This window comes from Agrobacterium vaccinii (genome assembly GCF_021310995.1).
GTDB classification, from domain to species: Bacteria; Pseudomonadota; Alphaproteobacteria; order Rhizobiales; family Rhizobiaceae; genus Agrobacterium; species Agrobacterium vaccinii.
In genome coordinates this window covers 112,373-137,192 of the sequence record NZ_CP054152.1, presented here as the reverse complement: position 1 = coordinate 137,192, position 24,820 = coordinate 112,373, and the positions used below count along the sequence as shown (strand labels likewise).

Below are 24,820 nucleotides of genomic sequence, written 5' to 3'. Positions count from 1 at the left end.
CGCTTGTCTCGTACAACCTCAGAGGCATTGCATCGCAGCTTTGAGGGCTCTCGCTTGTCGCTTGATTTGGGCTCTGGTCATCGAGCGGTTTGTCACGATCATGCGCCAATAGAGGGCGGATGGGATCATATCCAGAGCCATTTCAACGTCGATGTTCGCATTGAGCTCGCCGCGTGCGATGGCTCGCTCGATGATCGCAGACCCCGCAGCGCGACGCGCCTGAGCCAGCCTCTTCAATGCGACAACGAGTTCGCTTTCGCGAGCGGCTTCTGCATAAATATCAGGCAATATCCTGCGCACGAGCCGATGACGGAGGGCGCGCCTCATCGTCAGCAGATACTGGAACCCGCTTATCCTTCTCTCGGCAGCGAAACCTTCACCTGTCACGACGGAGGCTCAATGATGGAAAAAGATAAGTCAGCGAAAATCCTTGTGACAGGCGGAACCGGAACCACCGGACGATTGGTTGTGGAGGGCTTGAGAGAGCGGGGGATCATTCCAGAGATAGGCACGCGCACTCCGTCTCGCGAAAGCGAGGTTCTGTTTGACTGGCAGCAGCCGGAAACTGCGCGGAGAGCTTTTGATGGGGTAGATGCTGTGTACATTGTCGCTCCGACAAATACGAGCGACCATGGTGCAGTCGTCCCGCCCGTCCTCGATATTGCGCGCTCCTGCGGTGTCCGGCGCTTTGTCCTGCTCAGCGCGTCGTCGTTGGAAGCCGGTGGGCCGATGATGGGGCAGATCCACGCTTATCTTACCGACAACGTTCCAGAGTGGACAGTTTTGCGCCCCACCTGGTTCCTACAGAATTTTTCTCACCAACAGCACCAGATCACTATCCGGCAAGAGAATGCCGTTTACTCGGCAACTGGATCGGGCCGGGTTGGCTTCATTGACGCAACCGATATCGCCAGAGCGGCTGTCAGCGCTCTGCTGGAAGACAAATCCTGGAACAGGTATTTCATTCTGACGGGCCACGAAACGTTGTCCTACGCGGATATTGCGTCCAAGCTGAGCAGCATTCTTGGCCGTAACATCCGACATGTGAATCTCGACGTCGATCAACTTGCCGAGCGATATCACGCGGGTGGTCTGGATAAGGATTATGCGCAGACGCTCGCTTCAATGGATAAGTGGATAGAGGACGGGAATGAAGACCGCGTCACCGACTGTGTGTTTGTGCTAACGAGACAGGCACCGAAATCAGCGGACGTATTTATTCGGGAAAACCATCAGCGCTGGCTATCATGAAGTCGACCTCCACAACGCCATCCACAGAGCGCGTGCATGGTAAGAAAGAAGCGCGGCCCGATGGTTCGAATCCTCTCAAGGCGTTTGTATAACGCCTTCTTCCGAGATCGTTACTCTGATCGCGAATGAGGAAACACTGAGAAAAAACAAGTTCGCCAGCCAGATGCTGACGAACCGTAATAGTCGCTTTGAACGCAAGGGCACCATTCGTGGTATCCTTCGTCAGGATCGATCTTGCTGCGAAAAACCCAGTAGGCGTAGAGGGCTCCTAGCAATGGAACGGAAAACCCTCACAAGGTTCAGCTTTCCCGGACCGAAGGGGCGTTACACGACGCGGGAATGTTCAACAGGCGGCTGCATCAGCTCTATGGTAATACCATCCGGGCCGGAGATGTACGCGACCATTGTTCCGCATCGGGGGCCGGCTGGTATCGGCTGCGGCGAACCCTTCACTGCCCACCCCGCCGTCTCAACCCGCGCGATGGCCGTGCGGATATCCGTAACCGTGAAGGCGATGTGCGCGGCGCCGATCGCACCCGCGCTACGAGGTGTCTGGCCCAACGTACGGCCTGTCGAATACTCGAGAAGCTCGATAGGGAAGCCATTTGGAGCAGTCACCAGCGCCATTCGGCAACGCGGATCGTCAACCCCCGTGGCCTCCCGTAGGAACTCCCCACCCATCTCTCCTCGCCGAGTAAGGTCGAAACCCATCGCCTCAGTCCAGAACTGGATCGCCTCCTCCAACGAGGCGACCGAGAACCCCGTATGGTCCACAGCTATCACGCCCGCATCTTCGGCCATTTTTTAATCCTCTCATATCGAACAGTTGCCTCCCGCTACAGTAAGCCATTCGCCAAACAAGTCACAGCACTTGCAATCCCTTTAACCATTTTATAGCTCGGGTTCGATTCCCCTCAAGAGCTACCCCTGTTCATGCCCCTTTCGAATCCATAGCTCGCAGTACAATCAGTGAGAAAGCAGTTCGCTGGATCAGTGGATCTAATCACTGAAACGCTGGCGATGTTTGCGGCATCGCCAGCCTACTTCTCTTCAAGCAGCTTCCCACACCTGGTTCAGTATTTTTGCCGCAAGTGCTGCCTTGTCCTGTGGAAGGAAACGTCCGTAATGCTGCTGAACCATCTCCGGCGTATCCTGAATGGCGTAGCTCGCCTGCTCATATGAGCCGGTGAGTTTCAGAATGTGCGTTGCCAACACGTCCCGAACATTGTGCGGGCCGTGTGGCAGCAAGCCACTGATCGCTCCGCGACCGGTGTAGGGGTTATAGATGCCGTAGCGTTGGATGATGAGACGCCAAGCTTCATAGAATGTTGTCTGATTATACGCCGCATCGGCGCTCGATAGCTTGACGGTTTTCACGAAAAACGTCCCCGGATCGGTAGCCTGACCAAGTAGAACCTTTCGATGACGTTCGATGTAAGCGTTGATGTAGTGATAGAGATCGAGCAGATCGGGCAGTATAAGCCTGAAAGGCTTCGATCCGAAGAACGATGAGTTGGAGTTCTTGAATGCAACGGACGGGATCAACACTTCCCAACCTCGCTCTCTATCGCTCCACCTGATTTCTCCGCGCCGCATTTCTTCAAGCCGCCTTTCAGAGGTGGGGAAGTGTCCACGCGGGCAAAACAGGAGTTGCCGCAGGTTCTTTTGACGTAGGCCGAGATGGAGACCCAATCGCAGCATGAGAAACGAGCGTACGGATTCTGCTGCAGCTCTCGGGTAGCGGTCTTTGTCGGGCATACGGAGAAGGATTTCGTCCGTAATCTTGCGATATTCTGCAAGAGGGCTCGGTGCCTCAAGCACGCACATGATTGGCTCGAAAGGGTCTCGATGGACACGCATGACCCGCTGGATTTCCCTGATGCGATTTCTCGCATGGGAATGGAACGCATCGCAGCAAGCATGCCAATCACGTCGGGCGAAGGCAATCTCTTCCTTTGTAACCAAGCCACTTACCGGCACCACGCGCTCGATGAGTTCAGGATGCTGCCTGATCCAACCGGTTTCCTCCCGGGTGAGCGATAATGAGATGCTGAGCATGTCCGCTTCCCAAGCCGTGTAGAAGCCGCGTCGCCGCTCACGCCACTGTAGATACCAATCCCACACACTGGGAAAAACCAAGAGGCCAAACGTCAACGCACTGAGCGGCACACCTCTACCGGCGACTTCGCCTTCAGGTGAGGCAGCGAGAGCGCCAAACATCAAGCCAAGATGTTCGAGCTTCTGAGATGCGGTCTCCTCGCCCCAAACTCCATTGCGCTTGAAGCCGACTGCCGTCAGGGTCGCGGTCTTGAACGACATCAGATTGGCCATTTCGAGCGCAAGTTGGGCAGGTGCGTCGATTACCCCGGAAAGCATATCGGGGTCTTCTATCTCATTCTTATATCCATCGACCATCTTACCTGGTGACGTCATCGGTCTATGAGAGCCGCCGTAGGTTACGCCAGGAAAGCGGATGGCATAACGTTGTTTCGTCGCCAGCGCCTGATAACGACGATAGTCCGTCGCACCGGTTAGAATAACCCGCCTTACCCATTCAAGGATTTCCGCACGCTTCTCCTCTGGCAGTAAGTTGAAATCATCCGGCAGATGCCATGCTAGACGTCGGCGCTCTGTGGGAGATACATCGTCACCGACATCATATCCGATCCCGGCACGAGACTGGTGAGGAAGCTTTTCCTTGAAATAACCAAGTGGCAATCGGTACCGGCGTTCTATTCGATTGAGGATTTCCAGGTTTGCCACACTGCGCGGTACTTTCGTTCCCTTCAACCAGCTCAACAATGTCGTTGCTTCAAGAGCATCGCCGTCTCGGAATATGGCACGATGCAAATGGTAATAGCTCTCGCCGAAGCGGTCGATTTGAAACTGAAGAGCAGCCTGAAAAGATACCGGTTCTTCGTAAGTCTCGAAAAGCGGTTCCGGGAACTCTTCGATGGGCTTGGGTTTTGGGCCAGGCTTTGATCGATAACTGGAGTTTGCCGCGTCAGAAGCTTGTTTGCTTGAGAGACCTGTTACGCGGCTGTGTGTCTTTGCTGCTTTGCGTGCGGCCGAGGGTCTTTTGCGGCTTCGCCCGGTTTCAGCGAGCCAGCGTGAGATGGCATCGAAACCGTACTGGCCGACCCTCCTGAGTTCTGCTGATATTTGCTCAAGACCGCATGCCAACGAGATTTCTTCCCAGTTGACATGCCTGCCGAGCATGGGAGGAAGCATCCGGTCGTCAATCAGACCGATCATATATTGTGAAAGTGCGCGAAAGTGCTTTGCATCCGTAAGCGGTGCCAACTTCATCTCGCAGAAGCTGGAAATCTTGCGCCGAAAGACGATTGCCGATTGATCTATGCTCATTCAGGTTTCCCTTGCAGATTACAGCCCAGCCCGGGGGCGGCTTGCTAAGGGAATTGGGTTAACGAGATATTAATGATCCAAAAGTGCGCGCATCAATATGTTTTGAGGCACGTAGTTCGTTTAGGGAACTTCCACTCGAGCGCATGTTCGGATGTACTAGCTTCCAAATTGTTGGCAGGAGATACGAATTTATGACGCGAGATATGGCTCTGATCAGCGAGCTTCTGCTCAAGTTGGACGCAATGGAGATTGGTGGCACCGGCGGACTATTATTAACTGGCAGCAGTCCTGAGGTTGCCGTTGAGGGGTACCGTGACGACGTTATCCATTATCATCTACACCTGCTGGATGATGCCGGTTTCCTTCTGCCGTTAAGGATCAAAAAGCAGCCTTCAATTTCAGTAACCTTTCGTGGACTGAGTTGGAGCGGCCACGAGTTCCTAGACAGTGTCCGACGCAAAGACGTTTGGGATCATACCAACGCTATTTTGAAAAAGGCGGGAGGAGGCACCTTCGAGATCGCGAAGGCAGTTGCTATCGCTTATATTTCTGAGCAGCTATCATCGCAGGTTGGTATCGCACTTAAAAAGTAGATTGGCCAAAGACGAACGCTAGATTTTGTAATTCAATTGCATTACTATTAGATATCAATCTGGAGATAGCTATGGCTGCAAATGCGCTCGTTCAAACTCGTATCGATGCTGACGTTCGTGACCGAGCGTCCCTAGTTCTTGAAGGTATGGGACTTACGGTGTCAGACGCGGTCCGTATATTGCTGACGAGAACCGCCAACGAGGGCGTGTTGCCGCTTGAACTTTTTTCAGGCAGCGAGGCTCACGATATTTGGTTTCGTGCTAAGGTGCTTGAGGCGCTAAACGACACAAGACCGGATATTTCCGACGATGAAGTCGAGGCTCATTTCGAAAAGCGTCGGCAGGCTGCGCGCAATAACGCGGCGGGTATAACGTCTTGAGACTAACCTGGTCTGCGTTTGCCTTATCGGATCGCGACGCAATTTTTACTTTTATCGAGTTGGAAAACCCGGCCGCTGCCATTTTGGTCGACGAACGTATCGTCGTTGCAGTCCGTCGCCTGATCGATTTTCCAGCAAGTGGCAGAGTCGGGAGAATTGCTGGGACACGTGAGCTTGTAATCAGCGGAACGCCTTACGTCGCAGCGTACACAATCACAGAAGCTACGGTTCGAGTACTGCGTGTCTTGCACGGGGCTCAGGAATGGCCTGAAGCTCTTTCAACCAGTTAGCCTTAGCCTGATAGCTTTCGGATTAAGATGTTTGCGGTTCGATTCCTTTCAAGTTTGTTATTTCCAAACTCCAAAAGTGACAGACGCGAGGCCAGGGAATGATGATAGTTCGCAACGAAGAAAGCATAGGTTAGAAAATCTAACGTGTTTTCGCGACTTTCTAAATTGAGCTAATTTCTTCAGTGCCATAAGTTTGTCTTAGCTGCTCGGGAGGCAGCTGGGAGTGGCGGTTAGCCGCGCGCTTCTTGGAGGAGATTTGACGCATCGTAGCCACCTTGAACCAGCAAAGCGCACCGCTTGGCTGTGGTGAAACTCATGCGGCTTTGCTAAGCGGAGCACTCCTCACATTCATTCCCTAGCTGAGGACTTTGTTTAATGAATCTCTATTCTCTTCTTTCGTTGCGCGCGGCCGGTGGTAAGCCAGTTCGGGTGGGATTGATTGGCGCCGGTAAGTTTGGCTCAATGGTGCTTGCTCAGGCGCAGCGTATCGATGGTTTCCACATGGTTGCAGTTGCCGATCTCGATGTGGGCAAGGCGAAGGAATCGATGAACCGGGTTGGCTGGCCGAAGGAGCGTTATTCCGCCACGAGCAGCGCAGACGCCGTCAAGAACGGTACGACGTTTGTCACGGACGATGTCAACGCGCTGTTCGAATGCGGTGAGATCGAATGCATTATTGAAGCAACTGGCCACCCGATTGCCGGCACTCGCCATGCACTCGGCGCTATCGAGCACAACAAGCATGTGGTCATGGTCAACGTCGAGGCTGACGTGATGGTGGGTCCCATCCTCGCTGAAAAAGCGCGTGCCAAGGGCTTGATCTATTCCATGGCTTACGGTGACCAGCCAGCCCTCATTTGTGAACTGGTCGATTGGGCCAGAGCAACGGGCTTCGAAATAACATCGGCTGGCAAGGGTATGAATTTCGAGCCACGCTACCGCTATTCCACGCCGGATACGGTCTGGGGCTTGTTCGGCTGGACAGCGGAACAGGTGGCTGCTGACAATCTCAATCCGAAGCTCTACAACTCCTTTACCGACGGCACGAAGGCTGCGATCGAAATGGCGGCTGTTGCCAATGGTACCGGTCTGGATTGCCCGGATGACGGTCTGGCTTTCCCGCCAGCGGGCCTGCATGACCTGGCCCGCGTGTTTCGCCCGGTTGCCGACGGCGGCCGCATGGCACGCTCCGGTCTCGTTGATATTGCTGCCAGCCAAGAGCCGGACGGACGTGAGGTGTTCAACAACATCCGTTATGGTGTCTTCGTCACGTTCAAGGCGCACAATGAGTATGCGCGTTCCTGCTTCAAGCAATACGGCCTTCTGACAGATCCATCCGGCTGGTATGCTTCCATGTGGCGCCCGTTCCACATCATCGGTCTCGAAACCTCGATCAGCGTTTTGTCCGCAGTCCTGCGTAATGAGCCGACAGGGTGCTCAAAGGAGTTCCGGGGGGATGCAGTCGCGACCGCCAAGAAGGACATGCAGCCAGGTGAAATGCTGGACGGCGAAGGCGGCTACGCCGTTTGGGCCAACGCAATCCCTGCCAGCCGCAGTCTTGACCTCAAGGCGCTTCCGATCGGGCTTGCACACAATGTCAAACTCAAGCGCGCGATCAAGAAGGACCAGATTGTTTCCTACGATGACGTGGAGCTCGTGAAGGACCTGGATGTGGTCGGACTTCGCCAAGAGATGGAAAATCGTTTCCGCCCGGCAAAAATAGCGGCGGAGTGAGCAGCATGAACTCGCCGAACAACAAGGCCTTCGTAGTGATCGCAGAGTTTCAGGTGAAACCGGATAGCCTTGCGGCTTTCCTGGAGGCGGCGCGGGATGATGCCATGCATTCCGTTGCCGACGAGCCGGGCTGCCGGCAGTTCGACGTTATATGTCCGGAAGGCTCGGACGACGTCGTTGTCTTCTACGAGGTTTATGACAGCCGCGAAGCGTTCGATGCTCATCTGGAAACGCCTCATCTCGGTCGCTTTCGAGAGGCTTTCCCTTCATTGATCGTGGAAGAGCGGCCCGTCCGCTTTTCCACACGGTACTACCCATGAGCGGAATGGACGAGCAAACGCGCAATACAACCGTTGCCGTCATCGGTACCGGCATCATGGGTGCACCCATGGCCGGTCGCTTGGCAGGCGCGGGTTACAAGGTGCAGGCGTGGAACAGGACATCGGAAAAGGCAGCGGCATTGCATGACACGGGCGTCACCACTGTCGGCAGTGCCGCGGAGGCAGCCTCCAAAGCCGATGTGGTTATCTGCATGCTGAGCTCAGGTCCCGTTTGCGAAGCGGTTTTGCTTGGCGATAGCGGCGTCGTGAGCGCCATGACGGCAGGCGCCACACTTATCGTGATGAGTTCCATTCCAGTGGAAACAGCCGTTGCGATCGCTGAGGCTGCGGCCGCCTGCGGCATCGAGTGTCTCGACGCACCGGTTTCGGGCGGGGAAAAAGGGGCTATTGAAGGCACGCTGGCAATTATGGTCGGTGGAGACAGCGCGGTGGTGGACAGTCTGTGCCCGATCTTCGCCTGTCTTGGACGGGTTACACATGTCGGGCCATCAGGCAGCGGCGCGCTGACGAAACTTGCAAACCAACTGATTGTCGCATCGACGATATGCGCCGTTGCCGAGGCACTGACGCTTGCCGAACGCGGCGGTGCGGATCCAGCCAAGGTTCGTGAAGCGCTGCTTGGTGGCTTTGCGGACTCCACCGTTTTCCGTCAACATGGTCTGCGCATGGTCGAAGGCAATTTCGTGCCTGGCGGACCGGCCAAATATCAGGTGAAGGATACATCCACGGCTCTGGCGTTTGCGCGAAGTCGTGGCTTGACACTACCGATCGGCGAGGAGGTCGATCGGCTTTTCCAGGCTATGGTCGATAATGGCGATGGCGACCTGGATCACAGCGGAATTATCCGCGAACTAAAACGCATGAATGCATAATAAACGTGTTGAATGCGTGCGACTTGACCACCAAAGGGAGGAATAACCATGAAATGCAACGGGATTCGTAGCTTGATCGCTGCGGCAGCCTTTATGTCTGTTTCCATCGCACATGCCGAGACGCTGACACTGTCAACGCCGGACTCTGACACCTCGGAAATCACGCTGGCTGCGAAGAAATTCGCAGAAATCGTGTCTGCGAAGACGAACGGTGAATTGACCATCAAGGTCTTCCCGAATGGTACGCTCTACGGGGGTGATCCGTCGGCTGGCGTAAAGCAACTGGCCGGGGGCTCGCTTGACCTGTTGCTCAATTCCACATCGCTTTACGCGACATTCAATCCGAAATTCACTGCCATCGCCATTCCCTATCAGTTCCGCGATATCAAGCAGTTGCAGGCATATCTGGATAGCGACCTTGGCCAGGAACTCCAATCAGATCTAAGCAAAATCGGCATCAAAGGCCTCGATCTCTGGTCGCGACCCCTTCGCCAGATCACCAATTCCAAGCTTCCCATCACGTCGCCCGCTGACATGAAGGGCATGAAGCTGCGCGTTCCCAACAATCCGTTGTGGGTCGAATTCTTCGGTGCCATGGGTGCAGCACCCACACCGATGGCTTTCGCCGAAGTTTACAACGCTTTGCAGTTAAGGGTGGTTGACGGTCAGGAAAATCCGATCAACGTGCCGGTCAGCGCAAAACTTTACGAAGTCCAGAAATACGCAACGATCAGCAACCACATTGCGGACGCCTGGGTCCTTGGCATGAACCCGGCACGCTACGAGGGTTTGAGCGACGCCTTGAAGGCCGCACTGAATGATGCCGCCAAAGAAACGGAAGCTTGGAAAGCCGAGAACGATAATGCCGACATCGCAAAATCCATTGCGACTTTGAAGGCAAACGGTGTGGAGGTGAACGAATTGACCGACGAGCAGCGCAAGGCGTTTGTCGATGTCGCGGCAGGTCTGTCCGACAAGTTCTCCGCTCTGGTCAAGGATCAGTCCTTCTTCGATCGCACGCATACTTTCGTCACTACGAATTGATGCTTTTCCGACACGTTGCCTGTGGGGCAATGTGTCGGTTCTCATCCGTTCATGTACTCCTTTGAAAGGACATTTACATGCGTAGTTCCGTAAGTTCGTGGCTTGGCACCGTCGTCAAAATTGTTGCGGATGTTGCAGCTGGCGCCGCCTGTGGCGGTGTCTTGATCGTCGTCCTGTTGCAGGTCATCGGCCGCTTGTCGGGGCATCCTCTGCCCTGGACCGAGGAAGCAACGCGCTTTCTCTTCATCTGGATGGTCTTTCTTGGCCTCGCTGCGGGTTTCCGCACGGTGGAAAGCGCCCGAGTTGTCGTCTTTCTCGTGATGGGTCGGCGTCTGTTCCAGCATCTGGCGGTGCCGCTTTATGTCGGATCGTCCGTGTTTTTCTTCGGCCTTATGGGCTGGACCGGATTTACCCTCATGCGTCAGCAGATCATGATGAACGAAACGGCTGCGACCTTACCTATTCCGATGTGGCTTATCGGCATGGTGATGCCGGTTTCGGCGGTCATCGCAATACTGGCGATCATCGATTCTCTGCGCAGCCGTCGCGACTTGATCGCGCTTCCAGAACTCGGACTTCCGGCGGGCGAAATTGCCCATGCCGATGTGTCCATCACGTCAGGACATTAAAGCCATGTCGGTCTTTCTTCTCATCTCATTTTTCGGGCTGAGCATGCTCGGCATTCCCTTGGCTGTTGCCTTGGCTCTGGCCAGCGTCGCCACCTTGTCGTTTTATACGTCGATGCCTCTCGATCTCTTGTCGCAGACGATGTTCTCGTCGATGAATTCGTTTCTTCTGGTCGCGGTGCCGCTTTTCATTCTTGTCGGTACCGTGATGGAACGTGGACGTGTCGCCGAACGCATCTTCGACTTTGCTGAAGCGATGGTCGGTTGGCTGCCGGGAGGCCTAGGCCACGTCAACGTCATCTCATCGGTCATCTTCTCCGGCGTTTCCGGCTCATCGGTTGCCGATATCGCCTCTGTCGGTGCGATTGAAATCAAGGCGATGGAACGGCATGGCTTTCCGAAGGGCTATGCGGTTGGCATGACGCTGTGTACGGCGACGCTGTCGTCCATCATTCCGCCATCGATCCTGGTGGTGATTGCGGGTTCGATCGCGAACGTTTCCATCGGAACGCTCTTGGTGGCGGGTTTGGTGCCGGGATTGTTCATTGCCTTGGCCTTCATGGTCTTCAACCACTTCTACTCCGTCCATTACGGGTACAATCCTCCATCACCGTTCAATCTTCGCACAGTCATTGTGACAGGTCTTCGTGCCATTCTGCCAATGCTGACGCCGCTCATTCTGATCATCGGCATCGCCAGTGGACTGTTCACGCCAACAGAAGCGGCTGCAATCGCAGTGGTCTATGTCGGCATCCTCGGCGTCCTGGTCTATAGAACGCTGCCGGTCAGAGAATTGCCGGAGATTCTGATCTCGACCGCACGGATATCCGGAACGATCCTTTTTATTGCTGCGACGTCGCAGATTGCAGCATGGGTTTTCACCTACGACGGTTTGCCGGAAAAGGTCGCCGAGCTGCTGCAGGCCATGAATCTGGGCCCTCTGACTGGCATGCTAGTCATTTTTGTCTTCCTGCTGATCATCGGTATCTTCATGGAAGCTATTCCAGCAATGTTCATTCTCATTCCGGTGCTGATGCCTCCGGTAGAGGCGCTCGGCATCGATCCGATCCATTTCCTTATCGTCACTGTCATGACACTGACGCTGGGGCTTGTGACGCCACCCGTGGGTGTCTGCTTGTTTGCGGCAGCCCAGGTGGCGAATATGAGTGTCGAGGACGTCATTCGCGGATCTCTTGCTCCGATGGCGGTCCTGACGCTGGCGATCTTTGCCCTCGTGCTTTTCCCGATCTTGACACTGGGACCAATCCGCCTGCTGGGAATGTATTGAAGTATGTGCAGACAATATGCCGGGATCGTCCAAGACGGACGATCCCGCAAAGGCCCTAAGTCGATTTTCTTTCAGGGCTTTACTTAAATTGACAAAGCGCCCGATGGGTGGATCTTCTGCCAGGTCTCTCGTTCAAGCCGCAACCAGTCGAGAAAGATTCGCACTTTCTTTTGCCGAAGATGGTCACGCGGACACACAATCCACTGCGTCGTGATCTTGATGGTCGGTGGCGATGCGACGGGGCAGACAAGTCGCCCGCTTTCAATCTCGTCTCCCATCATCAGGCTGCTCTCAAGAGCAATGCCCATTCCGCGAACTGCAGCATCAATGGCCATATGACTCCGGTCGAAAAGAATGCGGCGCCAACGTTCTTTTGCGGTGACGTTGGCCAACGGAAACCAGCTGTTCCACTGCGCTTGCGATTTGGCGGAATGTATCAGGCGATGTTCAAGCAGGTCTTCCGCGCTCAAGCTGCCAGCCGCTGCATAATGCGGAGAACAGACCGGATAAAACTGCTCGTCTACTATGCCCTCCACGAAAAGACCCGGCCACCGTCCGTCGCCATGCCGAATTTCGATGTCCACGGCTTCCTGACTGAAATCTGTTGGTTCATTTGTGCCATCAAGGCGAAGCTCAAGATCGGGGTGCGTGTCGAGCAGGGTGCCAAGCCGCGGCAGCAACCATTTGTTGGACAGAGTTGGCGTAGCCCGCACGGTCAGCGTCGTAACCGACCGGAAACCCCTGATGGTTCCAGTCGCTTCTTCGATCCGTTCGATCTGATCGGCAATCATCGAGAAATATCTCTCGCCCGCCTCCGTCAACATAATCCCGCGACCAGCTTTCGTCAGCAGCGTCACGCCGAGTTGGCCTTCGAGCACTTGGATCTGCTGACTGACCGCCGACGATGTAACACTGAGCTCTTCCGCAGCGCGCGAGATGCTTCCCGCACGTGCCGCAGCATGAAAAACCAGGATCGATTTAATGGGCAGTTGCATGCTTTTCTTGAACTCTGTTGGTCGCCGCAATCTGCTGCAAGGTTTTGCCGAACGAACTATCCGAACCGCCTTTTCGTGCCTATTCAGGACTCCTCATAGCAAATATGCAATGCAGCGATGCAAGCTTTCGACTGCAACTTTCCGCTCACTTGATTTATTAATAGGCCCAGAAACCATGTAAGAAAGCAATCGAATGAACCGTAATTCGAACCATGCACGTTGGCACGTCGGAAAGAAAATCTGGGATGCACTGGTTTGCGCACGTACGCATGAGGCTGAGCGTATGCTATCTCGAGTGAAAACCTCCAGACAACCCTGATAGGCTACATCTTCATACGGTTAGTGGGCTTCAAACGAAACTTTGCATAGCGTAGGCACGGTAGCCTTTTTGCCGAGCCATTGTTTTGATCGTACCACGCATTTTCTTGTTCTGAAAAACAAGTTCAGGGCCTAATATCTAGAATCCAATTCGCGCCAGACTTCCACCTCTGGGCAGTGGACGATTATTTGATAGGGAAGCCCAGCCCGCGCAAAGTCGCTGCCAACGCTGCGCGCCCATTGAGCGCCTCTGCGTTCTCAATACGTTTTGCGATTGGCGCTGTCCAACCTGACTGCGGCATCTTTTGTTTGACCTGAAATTCCCTCAACACATCGTCATATGTTTTCAGATCGATCTGAGAAGTCTCTGAATATGTCTCATGAAACAGAACTGTAGATTGTGGCAGACGTGGCTTCACGTCGGTAATGACATCAGGGTTGGGATATCCGACGGTGAGGCCGAAGACCGCAACCATTTCGGCAGGCAATCGAAGTTCACGGGCGACGTCGTTTGGCTGGTTGCGGACGCCTCCCACGTAACACGAGCCTAGCCCGAGTGAATCGATTGCCGCAACAGCGTTCTGGGCCGCGAGAGCCGCATCGATGGCACCGATCAGGAAACTTTCCAGATAATCTAGGCCCTCAGCCTCATTGCCATGCTGCTTGGCGACGGCTCTCAAGCGTTTGAGGTCAATGAGCCATACAAGGAAAAGCGGCGCAGCCAGAATATGCGCATTGCCACCTGTATAGCCAGCAAGCCTAGCCTTTCGGTCTTTATCCTGAACCGCAACGACACTCCAGGCTTGAAGATTGGACGAGGTAGGCGCGGATTGGGCCGCTGCCACTAAGAGTTCGATCGTACCCGCGGGCAATGATTTCGGTAGATATGCGCGCGTAGTGCGATGGTTTAGCAGAGCATCGATCGTACTGTTCCAAAAAGGCAGAGAGAAATCTTGATCCACTCCATAGCGCGCAGCAAGGCGCTGCTGTGGCGCTTCACCGTCGGTCAGGTCAGAAGAATGCATCGTCATCGAAAACCTCTTGGGAGTTCAGGCAGCTATAAAAGGAGATACCCTCTTCATATTCTATTTCAATAAAATCAAACGATCAAACCACTCGAATGATTGGCACCAAACGCTAAGCTTCATATTGGTGTCTCCGTGAATGGTATATGTCAGCCTTCCCAATACGCGCGCGTCCGGTCTAGATACTCTCACCTGAATCTAAAACGCAGCAATACCGCTCCGATGTGCCTTGCCGGCAATCTGGCACGCCCGACAAGCTAATGACCGGTTTTTTCGGTCTTTAGCTTGGCACCGAGATCATCACTCTCCCGATATGCTTTCCTTCGGCATAATAAGCAAAGGCTTCGTTTGCCTCGTCGAACGGGAATGTGCGATCGACGAGCGTCTCAATTCCAAGTCGCTTTATCGCTGCAAGAAGATCGGAGAACATGCTTCGATTGCCGTTGGCGATGCCGCGAATGGTGATATTGCGCAGAATAAGGGCGGTGTAGTTCGGAATTGGCGATGTGGTGCCAGGCGTTACGCCGATAACGACGATACGGGTATTGGCAGCGGCAGCCGCGATGGATTGTCCCAGTGTATCCTGACCACCGGTCTCCATGATGATGTTTGCGCCGACGCCGTCGTTCTGCGCCATCAGTTCGTTGGCCCATTCGGGATGGCTGTGGTAGTTGATGAGAATGTCGGCGCCCATATCGCGTGCGATGGCCAGTTTGGCGTCGCTGGAAGAGGTGATCGCGACACGCGCACCAAGCGCCTTTGCCAGTTTCAACGCGAAGAGTGAAACACTGCCGGTGCCAAGGCACACGACAAGTTCGCCTTCCTTCACCTTAGCAACCTCAATGAGCGCATTCCATGCGGTAAGGCCGACGGAGGCAAGCCCGGCAACGCGGGTATCGTCGAGATCGTCGGGGACGCGTATCAGCGCATCGGCTGGAATGACAACCCGCTCTGCCAACCAGCCATCATGCGTCACGCCGATGTCGTGAGAGAAGACGTCCGTGCGGAACGGACCGTCTATCCATCCCGCGAAATGTCCGCACACGACGCGGTCACCTTGTGCGACGTTGCCAACGCCATCCCCAACAGAGACAACGACACCGACGCCTTCCGATATGGGGATGCGATCGGGCGATTGGCGCGGTCCGTAGACCCCGCGCAGGATTTGCACATCGCGGCTGATAAGGCTGATCAGGCGTGGTGCGACGACGACCTGCCCTGGTCCTGCAACTGGATCTGGACGGTTGACTGCGGTCAGGCATTCGAGACCATTCTGGTCGCCAATCTGGTAAGCTTTCATGGACTATTCCTCAGGAAAGGTTGTGGGTCCGAGGACCCGGTAAGAATGCGTAAGTGCGAGCGATGGTCGCGATTATCAATGCCGCTGCTGCCAGCAGAAAAGCTGCCCATGCGAGGGGACCCGCACCGCTGCGGTCTAGCAAAATGCCGCCCACGAGGCCGCCCGCCGCAATCGCGCTGTTCCACACGGTGGTGAGCATGGCATTGGCGAGGTCAACACCTTCTCCAGCCGCATCTGCAAGCGCCGTCTGTAGCTGCGTGGCTACACCACCGAAGGAGAGGCCCCAGACGACCATGGCCGCGATCATGATGGGTGTTGAGGTGGCAAATAATGCCAAAGACAGAGCCGTCGCGCAGAAGGCGATGAGGCTGCAGAGAACCAGTGCGCGCAAAAGTCGGTCGACCAACACGCCAGTCAGCCAGATCCCGGCCATTGCCGCCAGTCCGAAAGCGAGAAGCAGCACATCGATGTTGTCGCCCAGACCCGAAAGCGCCGCGAAAGGCGTGACGTAGGTATAGAGAATATTGTGCCCCGTCACCCACAGGAACAACACAGTGAGGACTGTTCGTACCCCCGATGTCCGCATGACCCCGGTAAGAGATAGCCGCCGCTCAGTGGGTTGGCCCGGAAAGTCAGGCATTTTCCAGATTACCCAAACCAACAAAAGCAGGGTCGTCGCAGACATAAACAGAAAAGCCGCTCTCCAGCCGACAGTGGCGCCGAAGAAGGCACCAGCAGGAACTCCGAGAGCGAGCGCCAGCGGCGTCCCTGCCATGGCGATCGCCAGTGCCTTTCCCTGCAAGGGCTCGATCACCATTCGCCGTGCATAGCCTGAGACAATACCCCATCCAAGCCCCGCGGCCATGCCCGCCAAGAAACGAGCTCCAAGTGTGATGGCATAGGACGTTGATAAGGCCGTGATCGTGTTGAAAATCAGGAAACCGGCAATTGCAAGCAGCAAAGCCGGCTTGCGTCGCCAGCCCTGCGTCCACAATGTCAGCGGGATCGCCGCGACGAGTGACCCAACGGCATAAACAGTGACGGTCTGACCCGCCAGCGACTGCGAAACGCTCAGGCCCTCCGCCATCTGCGGCAGAAGGCCAGCGGGTAAGGTTTCCGTCAGAATCGCGGTAAATCCCGTCATGGCAAGCACAAGCAAGGCTCCCACGGGCAGATGCTCCTGCGGCGACGCAAACGTTTTCCGGCGTTGGACTGCCAATGTATCTGCCATGATTTTCCTGATTTATGGGTAGATCGTTCCGGAAGTCGCATTATAGGGTTTGCTTTGTCAAGCAAATCTGGAATGATCGCTCTATAAGAAGAAGGCGGACAAGGATGGCGAGAACCGGTAGGCCAAGGCGTTTTGATCGCGACGATGCGGTATCGCGTGCGATGCATCTGTTCTGGCAGCATGGCTATGAGGGAGCCTCGACGGACCGGTTGCGGCTCGCCATGGGTGGTATTTCTTCAGCGAGTTTCTATGCCGCCTTCGGTTCGAAGGAGCTGCTTTTCCGTGAAAGCCTGCAACGGTATCTGGAGCAGCATGGTGGGGTGGTGGCAGCTCTTCGCGACATCAGCCTTCCGGCGCGTGACCGGCTCGAACGGGCGCTTCTGGCTTCGGTGACTGTTCAGACGGAGACATCTCACCCGTCCGGCTGCATGGTCACACTTTCGGCGACGGTCCTCTCAGAGGCGGGCGTGACGTTGCAGGCTTTAACCGCGGGTTACCGCGAAGAAACCCGAAGAGCGATCGCCGACTGCATATCTGATGGAGTTTCAAGCGGCGCCCTGAGCGCGGCAACGGATGTTTCCTCTTTGGCTTCTCTTTACGATGCAATCTTGCTCGGCGTCTCGATCCAAGCCCGCGATGGCGTATCAATCGCATCGATCCGTGGCGCCGTCAGATCGGCGATGGCAAGCTGGGATGCTGCGGCCAGAGATTAGAGATGCCGCGATGGCATTGATATGTCCTTGATTAAGGTATGGATTTCACTCAGTGATATTTACGAGGCATCAGAACGACGGAGAAATAGTCGTTCATTCCAATTCTGAATACCCGGTGGGACCTCGCAGGCTCAAAGCTTTGCTTCGACAGCATGACCGTTCCGTATCCTCGATGATACGCCTCACCACAGGAAATATCTCTGTGCAATACCGGGTCATTACGAAGCCACCCGAGGTCTTCTTGAACAGGTCGTCACCGGTTATGGCGAGCACGCGTTTCAGCGCGTGGCTCATTGCAGGCTGGTAAAGACCGATATATTGACCAGCAGCTGTCATATTGCCCTTCACGACCAGGGCATAGATGACCTTTAAAAGGTTGAGGTCTATCGACCCCAATTGAAACCGCTGCATTCGAGCCCTGCCTGCCTTTTTGAAACTTCCCATGATCCAAGTGAGATCACTCCGAAAAGACAGGAACTCGCCTGCGAGCACAAACGCAAGCGAAACCTGCCGCAGCAGGGGACTGAACAGGCAACTGGAGCACATCCTGACTGGTAGACCGCCAGAAAGGACGCGTTTCGGAACCCTGTTCCAGAGCCATGCTTATGTTCTGGCAGCCACGACCGCTTCGGCAATTTTGAGGAAATCGCCAGCGGTGACCTTTGCCGGTTCGTAGGTGGTTTTCCCAAGATTTCGGGCGACTGCAAATTCGTCCGTGACGGCGCGGCGATGAACGATGACCGTGTCGATGGCGGGAAGGCACAGAATGAACTGCCCAAAATTGCCATTCATCAGGTAGGAGCCTTCGAATGCGGGATCGCTGGATGTTGGTATCCACCAGAGATAACCATATCCAAGGCCTTCCTTGCTCTTGGCCTGTTCCGGCGTAAACCGCATTTTGGTGCTCTCGGTGATCCAAGTCTCCGGCACGATCGTCTTCCCGTGCCACTTTCCGTTTTGGAGCATCAGTTGCCCCAGGCGCGCCATGTCGCGAGCGGAGAGGAACAAGTGGTAGGCGAGGTAACGAGACTGGTTTTCATAGCCCATCATTCGCTGTCTATCGATTTCGAAATCCTCAAAGCCCAGCGGTTCGGCTATATCTTCCTTCAGCGCCTGGAAAACTGTCTTGCCGGTCCGTTTTTCGAAAATGGCACCGAGAACATTGAAGTCCCAATTGTTGTACAGAAAGACGGAGCCTGGCGCGGTCGTGTCACGTTCCGGCGTGTTCTCGTTACCACCGGGACTACCCGCCGCATGATAGACGCCGGAGCTCGATGTCAGCAGATCCTTGATTCTTGCGGTTTTTTCCAAAGGCAGAAGTCCGTCATCCTCCTCGATGCCGACATCTCCTATTGTCATGTTCAGATCGATTTTGCCTTCATCCACATAACGCCCGAACAACATCGACAAGACGCTTTTTCTGGCTGACGCAAGGTAGCTGACATCAGAAATATTCCCGTAACGATAAACGATCTCACCGCCCTGCACGACCATCATCGATGATGTGGGTAGCGGGTAGAGTTTCGCTTCCATCTGCGCAAGTTTCTCTTGCGACCAACCAGCCGATGCAACGTCCTTGACGGTCTTCCATGGTTTGTCCGACGAAGGACTAGCACATGAGATTGGATCTGCCGCAGATGCTGTCTGTTTGATCAGGCCGACAGCCGTAAAGGTGGAGACTGCCGATGCTGCAAGAACAGAGCGTCTTGATAGTTTAGGACCAAAGGCCATTGATATCCTCCCGTAGGGCATTGATTGGTTGTCAGTTGGTTGCGCAGGTGAAGCTGGACGCCATCGCAATGTCGCCATCACCTTTGTATTTCGGCCATGACGGATATTCGCAAAGAGGACGAGTGCGTCCCTTCGTGGGGGATTTGGTGGCATCCAGAACGATCGGGCGTGCAGGCGGAACGTCGTTTTCCACCCAATTATCCAAAGCCGTCAGATTGTCCCAGGTTGGTGAGAAGCGACCGCCTCCATGGGCCAGCCCTGGAACAAGATAGAATCGCATAAATTCGCTTACTTTTACTTTGCCCATTTTTGCGACGATCGACTCGAACAGTTTGGCATTGCCGAGGGGACTTACGCTCGGATCGTCATCGCCCTGAAGCCAAATGATTTTGCCACCGCGGGCGCTAAAGGCCGACCAGTCGGTCCGTGTCGCGCCGATGATGTCCGAAAGTTCAACGATCCTTTTCTTGAGCTTGCCCGGTTGGCGGATATCGAAGGATAAAAGATTGAGTGGCTGGTCAGGCGAAACGAAATTTTGCAGAAATTCGAACGAGCGGCTGGAGTGATGGGCATTCGGACCGGACACCGGAGGATTACGGATTTGAGGCTCTGATCCCAGTTGCATCATGATGCCTTCCAAGCTGTTATAGCCGGGATAGGTGTCTATGCCGTTTGCCAGCTCGTAGGGCAGCCAATAGCCCTCGTGATAGATATTCAGCGTACGGTCGATCTGCGCTTTCGTGAGGCAGTCTTCGGGCTTTCCAATTGTGTCACCTTTGCAGGCGAGGCGCTTGACCAAGACTTTTGACTGAGCGCGGCATGCTTGCATGTTGCTGATCATGCCGTCTTCGGCACCATCCAGCCCATCGCAAGACTTTAAGGCCTCTTTTGAAATCGTCTCTACCAGCTTCGGTGGAATCCATCCGGCTGAATTATTATCATAGACCGCACGTGCAAGGCCTGCGCCCCATAGTCTGAGGCCAACGAAATTGGCCGTAGGATAATTCGTGAGAATACCATCATAAGATTCCGGCCAGCGGGATGCCGCCGTCAACCCCTCGCGACCACCTGTAGAGCCACCTTGGAAATATACTCTGGATATCGGCTTGTTGTATCTTTTTTGGACGAGAACCTTGGCGACATCGAGAGTTTTTTGGATGTGCATATAGCCGTAATTCAGCATAGCTTCGTCATTTTTGGCAAACGAAGCGTCATCCGCGTTGGGCGCCTGATGTCCTGAATCGCTTCCGAATGTGACGTATCCTTGCGCTAGCGGAGTGGGCGCAACGTCTAGGCCAAGTGTTGTCTTCTCCGTCGTTGGTGGCACGCTGGCATTATAGCCACCGCCGCCATATTGCAGCAGCTTGCCATTCCAAGCGGTTGGGAGATTGACCTGCCAGACGATATCAGGTGCTTTTGGATCGACCGGCTTTGTCTTTCCCATGATCTTGCAATATTCGCCGTTTTGATTGGATTGATCAGAAGCTTTGATCAGAGTAGTGGATATCACTTCCGCGCCCGTGGTCGGGAGCTTTATTTTGGATGCCGAAATATCTGCTTTCTCCAACGCGGAACACAATGTAGACGTGTCTTGTTCGACCGCTCTTGCGGGTAAGCAGAAAGTGTAGGCGAGCGAGATCGACATCACGCTAAGTGATGCTACCCTATGCAGAAATATCATGTTTTCCTCCCAGCTGCTCAGCCACTCCAAGGCCAGCAGGATATCCTCTTTCAGGACAGTAGCGGAAGAAACGCCACTATGTGAAATGCAAATAAGAGAACGATTATTGCGATCGACGCATGACCATGCTTTCGGTTCTTTTAAGTGCGGCGAGGGTGTTAAATATCGTCGTTGAGTTGCGACAAGGATACGAATATAAGAAGGGGCGATCAATCGACCACCCCTTTCCAAATGCCAATTCGCTTGCTTATGCTGGCCGTTCTTCGCCCGCATTGGGCCTCCAGGTTATCAATTTCTTCTCGACAAAATCGAGCACGAGATCGATGACGAGGACAAACATTGCCAGGATAATGATACCTGCAAATACGCCCACCGCATCGAAGTTACCTTCCGAGCGAGCAATCAGGTAGCCGAGGCCTGCCGATGCACCGAGATATTCACCGATGATCGCGCCGACGACAGCAAAACCAACCGATGTGCGAAGCGAGGACAAGATCCAGCTTGCAGCAGCAGGGAAGTAGACGTGGCGCAGAAGGTCGGAACGTTTTGCGCCGAGAATGCGAGCGTTCGACAAGACGACTGGGTTCACTTCTTTCACACCCTGCATGGCGTTGAAAAATGTCACGAAGAATACGAGCGTCACTGCAAGGGCAACCTTCGACCAGAGGCCTAACCCCAGCCATAGGACGAAGATCGGTGCTAGGACAACGCGCGGAATTGCGTTGACCGCTTTAATGAAGGGATCCAGCACGCGTGCGACGAATGGGCTTAGTCCAAGCCATACGCCCGCTGCGACGCCGAGGCCTGTTCCAATGAGATAGCCGAGAACCGTCTCACTCAGTGTAATGCCGACGTGCTTGTAGAAACCAGCGTCTGCGATCCAGGTGATGACCTGTTTTACGATGTCGAACGGAGCGGGGAAGAAGAAGCGATCTATCACGCCGGTGGAAACGCCGAGCTGCCAGCCACCCAGGATGACAACGAGAAGCGCGACCTGAATGAGGCGAATGTTAATGGCGTGCATAGCTTTTCTCCACTTCGCCGCGCAGGGATGCCCAAATATCGCGGTACAGAGTCATGAATTTTGGATCGAGTTTGATTTCCGCCACGTTGCGCGGACGCTCCAGATCGACGGGGAAGCTCTCGATAACACGGCTCTTCGGACCGGCTGCGAGCACGACGACGCGATCGCCTAGAGCAATGGCTTCTTCGAGATCATGCGTGATCATCACGACTGCCCTTCGGTCTTCCTGCCAAAGCCTTAAAAGCTCGTTCTGCATGAGGTGTCTGGTGTGGATGTCGAGCGCTGAGAACGGCTCATCCATCAAGATGACCTTGGGTTCGGTGATGAGAGCCTGCGCCATCTGCACACGCTTGCGCTGACCACCGGAAAGCTGGTGAGGAAAGCGTGCTTCAAAACCTTTCAGGCCAACTTTTTCTAGCCATGCCAGCACCTTGCCGCGCCGCTCTACCTCTGGCACGCCTCTGAACATGAGCCCTAACTCGACATTTTGATACGCAGTTTTCCACGGAAGAAGAGCGTCCTGCTGGAACAGGTAGCCGATGTTGTTCTGAACGCCGTTGACAGCTGCGCCGTCGATAGCAACGGTGCCTTTCGCTGGCTTCAACAAACCGGCTATAGCGTTAAGGATCGTCGATTTCCCGCAACCGGTCGGCCCGACAATGGAGAGAAACTCTCCATCGCCAACGTTAAGATTGACGTCCTGAACGGCAACAAACGAACCAAACGCCATCGTGACGTCATCAATTGTTACCATCGGTTTGGCTTGAACATCTGCCACGGGCGTTAACTTTCTGATTGTCGAAGACATTGACATACCCTCAGTTTGCCGGCTTCGAAGCCGTGGCCTCTACGAACGTGTTGGTGTAGGTCGTGTTGAGATCAATTGTGGCCTTCGCGACCGCCTCGTTGAAGCTTTTTAGAACCATCAAAGGTGTTTCCAGATCACCCGGAACGAACTTTCCGTCTTCCGAGAAGATGGCTTTCGCGGCTTCCACAGCCTTGATGTAAGTTTGCTTGTCGCCAGATACGAAGTCGTCAGGGAGCTTCTCGACGATCTCTTCGGCTGAATGCGCCTTCATCCAATGCAACGCCTTGACGGTGGCGTTGGTCACTTTCTGAATTACCTCGGGATGTGCGTCGATGTAGTCTTGAGTGGCATAAAGAACGGACGTCGGATAGATGCCGCCGTAGACGTCCTTGGCACCCTGGTCGCTGCGTGCATCGATCAAAATCTTACCCAATCCACGCTCAACGACAATCGTAGCCGCTGGATCATAGTTGACCAGCAGGTCGATTTTCCCCTGCTGCAAAGCGGCCACGGCTGCTGCGCCAGAACCGACGCCAATGATGGAAATATCGTCTTCACTCAGATTGTGCTGCTTCAGATAATAGCGAATAAAAAAGTCCGAGGAGGAGCCGGGAGAGGTGATGCCGACCTTTTTGCCTTTGATCGTCTCGGGCTTTGCGGGGTCGAAGTCTGTATCGTTGGTCCCGGCAAGAACCAGTCCGGAATTGCGCGCCAGCATCACGAAGCCGACAACGTGCTTGTTTTGCGACTGCATCTGGATCGTGTGATCGTAGAAACCGACTGCAACATCTGTGGAACCGGCGACGAGTGCCTGTAGAACCTTGGAACCACCTTGGGCAAAGTTCTCTGTCGTTACATCAAGCCCCTCATCCTTGTAGTAACCAAGGCTCGCAGCCACGGGAAAGGGCAGGTTGTTGAGATTATAGGATCCGACACTCATTCTGACGGATTCTGCGTTTGCGGATGCTGCAAGTGCACAGAGCGCTGCTGTTGCTAACAAGTATTTACGCATAGGGTTCTCCTCCCGGTTATCTAAAGTAATTCGCCTATCTGGCGTCGTTTAAGCGGCGTTTTCAATCGCCGTATTCGGCTTTGCGAAAACGTATCCTTCGAAAAGTCGGCGGGCCGTCCTCACGAGACCAGCCGTTATTGCACCGTTTCTTATCTCCAGTTGAACATCGAGACGGCCTGCCGGATGCTCGATCTGAACCTGGGTCGGTACAGCGGGTTTATCCGTGTCTTCAAATACGACGGTTCCATCCGTCACCGCCGCCGTGGCAATGCCGACCGCGCCGGTCGTCGCCAGTGCAGGGTGGCATTCGTTGGGCATGAAGTACCGCACGGATAGGGTTCCGCCCTTACGGGCGGGAGATATCAAAACTGGCTTGGGGATGACCATGTCGGTTACGTCACCCATACCCATGAGTTCACCAGCCTTGATGCGTATGCGGGTTAACCGTTCGATCAATTCATGGTTTGCGGTCAGCGCTTTAGGATCTTCATAGCCCGTCAAGCCCAGATCTGCAGCGCGCATGAGCACCATGGGCATCGCGCAGTCTATTGCCGTCACGGCAACGCCATCAATGATGTCGACAGGCTTACCGGTGGGCAACAACTTGCCGGTTTTGGCGCCTGCGGCATCCATGAAAGTCAGCGCGATCGGAGCAGCCAAACCAGGAACACCATCAATTGAGGCATCACCGAGATAGATGACTTCATTGCCGTGGGTAGGTACCTTGGCCTCGATCAACTTGCCGGTATTCACGTTGTGGATGCGAACAAGTGTATCTGTGCCCTGTCCCTGAACGAGCCCGGCCTCGATTGCAAAGGGTCCTACGGCAGCAAGCATGTTGCCACAATTGGGCGAGTAGTCGACATATTGCCGATCTGTGCGAACCTGGGCAAAAAGGTAGTCGATATCGGCTCCCTTCACCTTAGAGGGGCCAATGATCGCGACCTTTGAGGTGACCGGATTTCCGCCGCCTATGCCATCGATTTGAAGGGGATGTCCGGAACCCATGATCGATAAAAGGGCGGCATCCTTCTCAGCTTGGTCGCGTGGAAGGTCCGACGCCAGAAAAAACGGCCCGCGAGATGTTCCGCCGCGCATCAGCACACAAGGTATCTTTTGAAGGTCGTTCATATTCGCCTCAATCTTGCATTTGATGGATCAATCCATCGGGTTGTTGCAATATGGGCAAGACAGCGT

25 protein-coding genes are annotated in these 24,820 nt (G+C 54.7%); 11 read left to right on the top strand and 14 right to left on the bottom strand.

Features of this window, described 5'->3' with window-relative positions; all coding sequences use genetic code 11:
- Positions 1 to 18: 18 nt before the first annotated feature.
- A complete protein-coding gene (locus tag HRR99_RS22920; RefSeq protein WP_233125117.1) occupies positions 19 to 327 on the bottom strand; it encodes a TetR-like C-terminal domain-containing protein in 309 nt (102 codons plus the stop codon).
- Here HRR99_RS22920 and HRR99_RS22915 point away from each other — a divergent pair.
- Positions 307 to 1,251, top strand: coding sequence for an NAD(P)H-binding protein (locus tag HRR99_RS22915; RefSeq protein WP_338422851.1), 945 nt, complete (start codon positions 307 to 309; stop codon positions 1,249 to 1,251). The two genes, HRR99_RS22920 and HRR99_RS22915, sit on opposite strands and share 21 nt — an antisense overlap.
- Positions 1,252 to 1,575: 324 nt before the next feature.
- Here the strand turns inward: HRR99_RS22915 and HRR99_RS22910 are convergent, their stop codons facing one another.
- Both HRR99_RS22910 and HRR99_RS22905 read right to left on the bottom strand, forming a co-directional pair.
- Positions 1,576 to 2,052, bottom strand: coding sequence for a VOC family protein (locus tag HRR99_RS22910; RefSeq protein WP_233125022.1), 477 nt, complete (start codon positions 2,050 to 2,052; stop codon positions 1,576 to 1,578).
- Between the two features lie 249 nt (positions 2,053 to 2,301).
- Positions 2,302 to 4,617: a hypothetical protein gene (locus tag HRR99_RS22905; protein ID WP_233125021.1), complete on the bottom strand. Its 2,316-nt coding sequence runs from the start codon at positions 4,615 to 4,617 to the stop codon at positions 2,302 to 2,304.
- A 191-nt stretch (positions 4,618 to 4,808) separates the two neighbouring features.
- On the opposite strand from HRR99_RS22905, the gene HRR99_RS22900 reads away from it, so the two are divergent.
- The 9 genes from HRR99_RS22900 (at position 4,809) to HRR99_RS22860 (ending at position 11,785) form a co-directional block, all read left to right on the top strand.
- Positions 4,809 to 5,210, top strand: coding sequence for a DUF2513 domain-containing protein (locus HRR99_RS22900; protein WP_233125020.1), 402 nt, complete (start codon positions 4,809 to 4,811; stop codon positions 5,208 to 5,210).
- A 71-nt stretch (positions 5,211 to 5,281) separates the two neighbouring features.
- The gene (locus HRR99_RS22895) at positions 5,282 to 5,590 is read left to right on the top strand and encodes a type II toxin-antitoxin system RelB/DinJ family antitoxin (RefSeq protein ID WP_233125019.1); all 309 of its coding nucleotides are present in this window, start codon (positions 5,282 to 5,284) and stop codon (positions 5,588 to 5,590) included.
- Positions 5,587 to 5,880 carry a type II toxin-antitoxin system RelE/ParE family toxin gene (locus HRR99_RS22890; RefSeq protein WP_081880185.1) on the top strand — a complete coding sequence of 98 codons (294 nt, stop codon included), beginning with the start codon at positions 5,587 to 5,589 and terminating at the stop codon, positions 5,878 to 5,880. Before HRR99_RS22895 ends, HRR99_RS22890 begins: the two co-directional genes overlap by 4 nt.
- A gap of 375 nt (positions 5,881 to 6,255) precedes the next feature.
- Positions 6,256 to 7,614 carry an NAD(P)H-dependent oxidoreductase gene (locus HRR99_RS22885; RefSeq protein WP_111838607.1) on the top strand — a complete coding sequence of 453 codons (1,359 nt, stop codon included), beginning with the start codon at positions 6,256 to 6,258 and terminating at the stop codon, positions 7,612 to 7,614.
- A gap of 5 nt (positions 7,615 to 7,619) precedes the next feature.
- A complete protein-coding gene (locus HRR99_RS22880; RefSeq protein ID WP_111838876.1) occupies positions 7,620 to 7,934 on the top strand; it encodes a putative quinol monooxygenase in 315 nt (104 codons plus the stop codon).
- A gap of 5 nt (positions 7,935 to 7,939) precedes the next feature.
- On the top strand, positions 7,940 to 8,827 hold the full coding sequence (locus HRR99_RS22875) for an NAD(P)-dependent oxidoreductase (RefSeq protein ID WP_111838875.1): 888 nt from the start codon (positions 7,940 to 7,942) through the stop codon (positions 8,825 to 8,827).
- Positions 8,828 to 8,875: 48 nt separating this feature from the next.
- A complete protein-coding gene (locus HRR99_RS22870) occupies positions 8,876 to 9,871 on the top strand; it encodes a DctP family TRAP transporter solute-binding subunit (RefSeq protein ID WP_111838606.1) in 996 nt (331 codons plus the stop codon).
- Positions 9,872 to 9,948: 77 nt separating this feature from the next.
- Positions 9,949 to 10,500, top strand: coding sequence for a TRAP transporter small permease (locus tag HRR99_RS22865; RefSeq protein WP_111838605.1), 552 nt, complete (start codon positions 9,949 to 9,951; stop codon positions 10,498 to 10,500).
- Between the two features lie 4 nt (positions 10,501 to 10,504).
- Positions 10,505 to 11,785 carry a TRAP transporter large permease gene (locus tag HRR99_RS22860; protein WP_111838604.1) on the top strand — a complete coding sequence of 427 codons (1,281 nt, stop codon included), beginning with the start codon at positions 10,505 to 10,507 and terminating at the stop codon, positions 11,783 to 11,785.
- Positions 11,786 to 11,868: 83 nt separating this feature from the next.
- On the opposite strand, the gene HRR99_RS22855 is transcribed toward HRR99_RS22860, so the two are convergent.
- The 4 genes from HRR99_RS22855 to HRR99_RS22840 form a co-directional block, all read right to left on the bottom strand.
- Positions 11,869 to 12,780, bottom strand: coding sequence for a LysR substrate-binding domain-containing protein (locus HRR99_RS22855; RefSeq protein WP_111838603.1), 912 nt, complete (start codon positions 12,778 to 12,780; stop codon positions 11,869 to 11,871).
- A 503-nt stretch (positions 12,781 to 13,283) separates the two neighbouring features.
- Positions 13,284 to 14,123, bottom strand: coding sequence for an NADPH-dependent oxidoreductase (locus HRR99_RS22850; protein ID WP_422387374.1), 840 nt, complete (start codon positions 14,121 to 14,123; stop codon positions 13,284 to 13,286).
- Between the two features lie 280 nt (positions 14,124 to 14,403).
- Positions 14,404 to 15,423 (bottom strand): zinc-dependent alcohol dehydrogenase family protein, encoded by a 1,020-nt coding sequence (locus HRR99_RS22845; protein ID WP_233125018.1) that lies wholly within the window; start codon positions 15,421 to 15,423, stop codon positions 14,404 to 14,406.
- 10 nt (positions 15,424 to 15,433) lie between these two features.
- On the bottom strand, positions 15,434 to 16,654 hold the full coding sequence (locus HRR99_RS22840; protein ID WP_111838600.1) for an MFS transporter: 1,221 nt from the start codon (positions 16,652 to 16,654) through the stop codon (positions 15,434 to 15,436).
- 104 nt (positions 16,655 to 16,758) lie between these two features.
- Between HRR99_RS22840 and HRR99_RS22835 the strand changes: the two genes are divergently transcribed.
- Positions 16,759 to 17,367: a TetR/AcrR family transcriptional regulator gene (locus tag HRR99_RS22835; protein WP_111838599.1), complete on the top strand. Its 609-nt coding sequence runs from the start codon at positions 16,759 to 16,761 to the stop codon at positions 17,365 to 17,367.
- Between the two features lie 93 nt (positions 17,368 to 17,460).
- Here the strand turns inward: HRR99_RS22835 and HRR99_RS22830 are convergent, their stop codons facing one another.
- The 7 genes from HRR99_RS22830 to HRR99_RS22800 form a co-directional block, all read right to left on the bottom strand.
- The gene (locus tag HRR99_RS22830) at positions 17,461 to 17,778 is read right to left on the bottom strand and encodes a LysR family transcriptional regulator (RefSeq protein WP_162694433.1); all 318 of its coding nucleotides are present in this window, start codon (positions 17,776 to 17,778) and stop codon (positions 17,461 to 17,463) included.
- 192 nt (positions 17,779 to 17,970) lie between these two features.
- Complete coding sequence (locus tag HRR99_RS22825; RefSeq protein WP_233125017.1) at positions 17,971 to 19,098, bottom strand: serine hydrolase domain-containing protein; 1,128 nt, start codon at positions 19,096 to 19,098, stop codon at positions 17,971 to 17,973.
- Positions 19,099 to 19,129: 31 nt separating this feature from the next.
- Complete coding sequence (locus HRR99_RS22820) at positions 19,130 to 21,052, bottom strand: tannase/feruloyl esterase family alpha/beta hydrolase (protein WP_233125016.1); 1,923 nt, start codon at positions 21,050 to 21,052, stop codon at positions 19,130 to 19,132.
- Entirely contained in the window at positions 21,027 to 21,803 is a 777-nt protein-coding gene (locus tag HRR99_RS22815; RefSeq protein WP_111838596.1) for an ABC transporter permease, read from the bottom strand. The genes HRR99_RS22820 and HRR99_RS22815 overlap by 26 nt, the downstream gene beginning before the upstream one ends.
- Positions 21,790 to 22,617, bottom strand: coding sequence for an ABC transporter ATP-binding protein (locus HRR99_RS22810; RefSeq protein ID WP_233125015.1), 828 nt, complete (start codon positions 22,615 to 22,617; stop codon positions 21,790 to 21,792). The genes HRR99_RS22815 and HRR99_RS22810 overlap by 14 nt, the downstream gene beginning before the upstream one ends.
- 4 nt (positions 22,618 to 22,621) lie before the next feature.
- Positions 22,622 to 23,623 (bottom strand): ABC transporter substrate-binding protein, encoded by a 1,002-nt coding sequence (locus HRR99_RS22805; RefSeq protein ID WP_162694431.1) that lies wholly within the window; start codon positions 23,621 to 23,623, stop codon positions 22,622 to 22,624.
- Positions 23,624 to 23,671: 48 nt separating this feature from the next.
- Complete coding sequence (locus HRR99_RS22800; protein ID WP_111838594.1) at positions 23,672 to 24,754, bottom strand: 4-oxalomesaconate tautomerase; 1,083 nt, start codon at positions 24,752 to 24,754, stop codon at positions 23,672 to 23,674.
- Positions 24,755 to 24,820 lie beyond the last annotated feature (66 nt).